Here is a 4,941-nt window from a genome sequence, read left to right as displayed (position 1 = left end):
GGACCGTCGCTCCCGCCCCCACCGCTCGCGAACGCGCCCAGCCCCTGCTGGCCGCCGAGGTGCAGCCCCTCGGCGACGGCGCCGATCTCGCCCTCGTCAGCCAGCCGCTCCTCGATATCGTCGGCGGTGACGTTCGTGCCGGCGGCTTTCGCGAGCGCCTCGTAGCAGAGCGCGGGCCCCACGTCGAGCGTGCGGGCGTCCCAGCCCGGGAACACCCGGCCCTGCAGGACGCGCGCGACGGTCTCGATCTCGCTGCCGGCGTCCCGGAGCAGGTCCGCGACCAAGGAGACGGTCTCGAGGTCGGCGGGCTCGGCTTCCAGTTCGGCGGCGCGGTCGGCGAAGGCGGCGAACTGCATCTGACTGGGGTAGGAGCAACCCCCAAAAAAGGCCGCCGATGCGGCGCCGGCCGTCGGCCCACGGGCTCTTCCCTCTCCGTACACACAGCCACGGGCATGGAACAGACGCTCGCCGACCGGGTCAGGGAGTTGCAGTCCGTCGACGCCGACGCGTTCGCCCAGCGGGCCGCACAGGACGCGGAGGTCGTGAAGTCGCTGCTCCGCGAGGGGGCGTTCGACAACCACCGCGCCGTGGTGGGGATGGAGTACGAGTTCTACGCCGACGCCGACGGCCGGTGGGCGGAGAACGACGCGACCGACGGCACGCTGATGCGGGTGCCACGGCGGCTGTTCGACCTGCTCGACTTCGAGAAGGAGCTCGGGCTGCACAACGCCGAGATGACCACCAGCCCGCAGCCGTTCAACAGCTACGGGATGGCCGCACAGTCCGCCGAGATCCGGTCACACCTCCAGAACGCCCGCGACTGCACCAAGGCAGAGGGGATGCGGCTGGTCAGCGACGGCATCTGGACGATCCCGCCCGCGGGCGAGACCGCACGGGAGTATCTCACCGACAGCGTCGTCGACGACGGCGTCCGGGTCGCGGTCAACATGAGCGACGCCGTGCGCTACCACGCGATGTCCAACAGCGGCGCGCTGGCGGGGCCGATGACCGTCGACGCGCCCAACGTCGACATCGAAGCGGACACGGTGATGCCCGAGAGCCTGATCACGTCGATCCAGCCTCACTACCAGATGAGCCGGGCGGCCGACCTCCCCCGGCACCACACGTACGCGCTGCGGATCGCCGGCCCGCTGCTCGCGCTCGGGGTGAACGCCCCGTTCTTCCCGCCGGACCTCTACGCCGACGGCGTCGACGCCGAGACGATTCTCGACGAAGCGCACGCGGAGCACCGGATCGCCGTGTTCGAGTCGGTGCTCAACACCGACGACGCCGAGAAGGTCGCGTTCCCGCCGGATCTGGACACCGTCGAGGAGGCCGTCGACCGCATCGCGGGCGACGACGTGGTGGTGCCGATCCCGACCGACGACGACGGCGACCGATTCGACGACCAGTTCCCGACGTTCCGGGCGAAACACGGCACGTACTGGCGCTGGGTGCGGCCGGTGTTCGGCGGCTCGACCCGCTCGGCGGCCAACGCCCGCATCGAGTTCCGCCCGCTGCCCGGCCAGCCGACCGTGGCCGACACGGTCGCGTTCCTCGCGGCCTTCGCGGGGCTGATGCAGCAGCTCCCCCGCCACGCCCACCCGGTCGACGAACTCGACTGGGCGACCGCCGAGTCGAACTTCTACGACGCGATGCGTGAGGGGCTGGACGCCGACCTCCACTGGATCACCGCCGACGGCGCGCGGACGACCGACACCGACGAGTTGTACGACGACCTGCTCGCGAACGCGAGCGCGGGGCTGCAGTCGGCTGGCTGCTCGGAAGCCGCCGCCGAGGAGTACCTCGCGCCGCTACGCTACCGCGTCGAGAACCGCGTGACTCCGGCGTCGTGGAAGCTCGACCGCGCACGCGACCGGACCGAGGACGGGGAGCCGTTCGCCGACGCGGTGCAGGACACCAAACGCGAGTACGTCCACCAGCAGCGTGAGACGCTGCTGCAGGGGTCGTTCGCGGATTGGGCGTAGGACGGTCACACGGCTGTTCGACGGTGGAAAGCGGGAGAACGTGAAACGCGGCGTTTTGCTACAGACACCATCGCGGCATCGGCTCCGAGCAGCGACACGACGGTCGCTGCCGGTCGCCCGCCGCGATCGGTTTAGAGCAGCTTGTCGATCTCCTTCTCCTTCGTGACCTCGACGCCCTCGTCGGTCACGACGGCGATGTTGATCCCGTTGCCGGAGGCGGTGTCGCGCTCCATCGCGCTCTTGATCGCCTTGGTGGCGACGGTCTTCGCGTCCTCGATCCCCATCTCCTCCTCGAACTGCTGTTCGAGCACGCCCAGCGCGAACTGGGAGCCGGAGCCGGAGACCGCGTAGTCCTCCTCGGTCGTGCCGCCCAGCGCGTCGATGGAGTAGACGTGCGCGCCGGTGTCGTCGACGCCGCCGAGGATGGGGGAGACGATGTAGAACGCGCCCGAGCGCAGGAGGTTACCCGTCAGCGTGGAGAGCGCCTGCATCGACATCTGCTTGCTGCGGCGGACCTCGAACAGGTTCGACTCGGCTTTCAGCGTCTCGATCAGCGACTGGGCCGCCGACACCGAGCCGGCGATGGTGAGCGCGCCCGTCGGGTGGATCTGCTCCACCTTCTGGACGTCCTTGCTGGAGACCATGTTGCCCATGCTGGCACGCATGTCCGTCGCGAGCACGACCGCGTCGCCGGCGTTGATGCCGATCGTGGTCGTCCCGGTCTTCATCCCATCGTCGGTCGCGGCCTGTGCACGACGCTCGTCGGCGTGGGGGAACTCCCCGAGTTCGGGGCCGAAAACGTCGGACTGGTCGCCGCTCAGCGGGTCGAGTCCTGACCGATCAGCAGGTGTTCGCATTGACGAACGCTAGTCGGGGAACGCTGATAAAGCCACCCCTTCGGGGAGAACTCCCCGCTTTCGAAACCCCGGCGGCGCCGCTTCGCGGGCGGCGCTCGAAGAGAAAGCCCTCGGCTACTCCGTCGCCTCGTAGGCGGCCTTCGTGCCGTCGACGGCTCGACCGAGCGGCAGCGGGACGCCGAGGCGGCGGGTGAACAGCGCGACCGGCAGCAGCGCGATCCCGAGCAGGACCGTGAGCTGGTAGAGTGCGAACAGCGCGACGCGGCGGATGGTTCGGCTCATCTGCGTGGTGGTTCCGATCGGGTCGCGGTATAAGTACTTGTCGGGCTCGACTCTGGCGACACCCCAATGCCTGCGTGCGTTTCTACTGTAGTTGTGGCGAGGGAAAGCGGACTGGGATATCTGATAAAGACGGGCGATAACGCACGGCGCTCATACGGAGTATCGCTGTAAGTTATGCAGGCGTTCGGCGGATGGTGCGCGGGGGCAGCGTCGGTGGGGAAACCCTGAAACGCACCGTCGGCGTACGGGGCGGTATGAGCGACTCAGACTGGACCGACGCCATCGTCGGCGAGCGCATGGCGGTCGATCAGCAGTTCGCCGCGGAGGTCCGTGACTCCCCGTTCTCGAACCAGGAGTGGGGACTGATCATGACGGCGGCGGAGTTCGAGATCGCCGACGCCGACGATCCCGAGGACGCCCGGATCGTCCCGGACACCGACAAGGTGGCGGGGATCATGCCCGAGGTCGAGAAGATGGAGCGCGGGATGGGCGGCGCCCCCGCCGGCGCCGGCGGCGATAGCGGGGGAGACGGCGACGGCGTGTTCTCCTCGGTGAAAGACGCCCTTGGCGTCGGCGGCGACGGCGGCGGCGAACCCGACCGGATGGACGAGGCCGAGGAACTGCTCGAACGCTACGCGGAGACGCTACAGGAACACTTGATCGAGAAGGGGCGGTGGGAACAGGTCCGCATCGCCTATCAGGAGTAGGGCGCTCCCGAGGCCGGCGTTAGCTGTTGGCGATCTCCGCGTCGTCGAGCGGGAAGTCGACGTCGACCTCCTCGCGGCTCTCCTCGCTCAGCGTGAGTTCGAGCGCCTGCCCGCAGTCCGGGCAGGGGACGACGACGTCGATACGGAGCGACTCGCCGGCACCGCGGATGTCCGTGACGGTGCTGTCGGTGGTCGTGAGGTACTCGCTGTCGAGTTCGTGATCACAGGCCATACCACCCCTTGTGAGGCCACCCGTTTCAGTACATCGGCCCGTTGCCGACTCCTTTTTAACCGTCTCCCGCCCAACGGCGAGTATGAGCGATTTCGGCCTCGACCTCACCCGCGCCGAGGAGGAGCTCCCCGACGACGACGGGGCGGGTGACGTGGTGCTCGGGGTACTGGACGGCGAAACCGACCCCGACGAGTGGATCGACGCCGTCCGGTCGGGCGACGTGCTCGTCCTCGACGTGGCGGGCGACCTGAACACGCTGGCCGCGGGGTTCGCCCGCGAGATCCGGGCGGAAGGCGGGTCGCTGACCCACTTTCGAGGGTTCCTCGTCGTGGCGCCGTCCGGCGTCGATATCGACGCCGACAGGCTGTAAGCGCCGGCTCCGACTCGGTGTGACCGCTGACGACCGAGCGCGACCTTTCTCGACACTCGACGGCCGGTAGCCCCCGCTGTTATCCCGACGCCGCCCGTAGTTCTCCCCATGCCCACGTACACGCGCCGCACTCGCGTCGACGCCCCGCTTTCGGAGGTCTGGGCGTTTCACTCCCGGGTCGAGGGGCTGGAGGCGCTCACCCCCGGGTTCATGCACCTCGAGGTCGGCGAGGTCCGCGGCCCCGACGGGGAACCCGACCCCGAGGTGCTGATGCAGGGCAGCGAGATCGAGATGTCGCTGCGTCCGTTCGGTGTCGGGCCGCGCCAGCGCTGGACTTCGGTCATCACCGACCGCGAGGAGGGCAACGGCGTGGCGTGGTTCCGCGACGAGATGCGCGGCGGCCCGTTCCCGCGCTGGAAACACACCCACCGCTTCCGCGGGGACGGCGACGGGACGGTGATCGAGGACCGCCTCGTCTACCGGCTCCCGCTTGGCGGGCTCGGTC

General features: G+C 69.2%; 7 protein-coding genes and 1 pseudogene. 4 read left to right on the top strand and 4 right to left on the bottom strand.

From position 1 onward, the window contains the following. Positions 1-356: pseudogene (locus ACFR9S_RS07610) on the bottom strand (DNA ligase); the annotation flags it as partial. Between the two features lie 96 nt (positions 357-452). Here ACFR9S_RS07610 and ACFR9S_RS07605 point away from each other — a divergent pair. Continuing rightward, the gene (locus ACFR9S_RS07605; protein ID WP_379818367.1) at positions 453-1,988 is read left to right on the top strand and encodes a hypothetical protein; all 1,536 of its coding nucleotides are present in this window, start codon (positions 453-455) and stop codon (positions 1,986-1,988) included. Positions 1,989-2,119: 131 nt separating this feature from the next. On the opposite strand, the gene psmB is transcribed toward ACFR9S_RS07605, so the two are convergent. Continuing rightward, complete coding sequence (psmB, locus tag ACFR9S_RS07600) at positions 2,120-2,845, bottom strand: archaeal proteasome endopeptidase complex subunit beta (RefSeq protein WP_379731766.1); 726 nt, start codon at positions 2,843-2,845, stop codon at positions 2,120-2,122. Between the two features lie 114 nt (positions 2,846-2,959). Then, complete coding sequence (locus tag ACFR9S_RS07595) at positions 2,960-3,127, bottom strand: hypothetical protein (RefSeq protein ID WP_379731765.1); 168 nt, start codon at positions 3,125-3,127, stop codon at positions 2,960-2,962. A 254-nt stretch (positions 3,128-3,381) separates the two neighbouring features. Here ACFR9S_RS07595 and ACFR9S_RS07590 point away from each other — a divergent pair, with 254 nt between their 5' ends. Further along, the gene (locus tag ACFR9S_RS07590; RefSeq protein WP_379731764.1) at positions 3,382-3,834 is read left to right on the top strand and encodes a DUF5799 family protein; all 453 of its coding nucleotides are present in this window, start codon (positions 3,382-3,384) and stop codon (positions 3,832-3,834) included. A gap of 19 nt (positions 3,835-3,853) precedes the next feature. On the opposite strand, the gene ACFR9S_RS07585 is transcribed toward ACFR9S_RS07590, so the two are convergent. Further along, entirely contained in the window at positions 3,854-4,066 is a 213-nt protein-coding gene (locus ACFR9S_RS07585) for a hypothetical protein (protein WP_379731763.1), read from the bottom strand. Between the two features lie 82 nt (positions 4,067-4,148). Here ACFR9S_RS07585 and ACFR9S_RS07580 point away from each other — a divergent pair, with 82 nt between their 5' ends. Next, positions 4,149-4,436, top strand: coding sequence for a DUF5779 family protein (locus ACFR9S_RS07580; RefSeq protein WP_379731761.1), 288 nt, complete (start codon positions 4,149-4,151; stop codon positions 4,434-4,436). Positions 4,437-4,544: 108 nt separating this feature from the next. After that, positions 4,545-4,941: SRPBCC family protein (locus ACFR9S_RS07575; protein ID WP_379818366.1), on the top strand; the 397-nt coding region annotated here is incomplete at its 3' end.

This window comes from Halolamina salina, assembly GCF_042678005.1.
Classification (GTDB): Archaea; Halobacteriota; Halobacteria; order Halobacteriales; family Haloferacaceae; genus Halolamina; species Halolamina salina.
Note: the sequence above shows the minus strand (reverse complement) of the source record. Positions and strands in the feature narration are given on the sequence as shown.

Coding starts and splice junctions, on each gene's coding strand:
- psmB (WP_379731766.1), bottom strand. CDS start 2,845: ATGCGAACACCTGCTGATCGGTCAGGACTCGACCCGCTGAGCGGCGAC.
- ACFR9S_RS07580 (WP_379731761.1), top strand. CDS start 4,149: ATGAGCGATTTCGGCCTCGACCTCACCCGCGCCGAGGAGGAGCTCCCC.
- ACFR9S_RS07605 (WP_379818367.1), top strand. CDS start 453: ATGGAACAGACGCTCGCCGACCGGGTCAGGGAGTTGCAGTCCGTCGAC.
- ACFR9S_RS07590 (WP_379731764.1), top strand. CDS start 3,382: ATGAGCGACTCAGACTGGACCGACGCCATCGTCGGCGAGCGCATGGCG.
- ACFR9S_RS07595 (WP_379731765.1), bottom strand. CDS start 3,127: ATGAGCCGAACCATCCGCCGCGTCGCGCTGTTCGCACTCTACCAGCTC.
- ACFR9S_RS07585 (WP_379731763.1), bottom strand. CDS start 4,066: ATGGCCTGTGATCACGAACTCGACAGCGAGTACCTCACGACCACCGAC.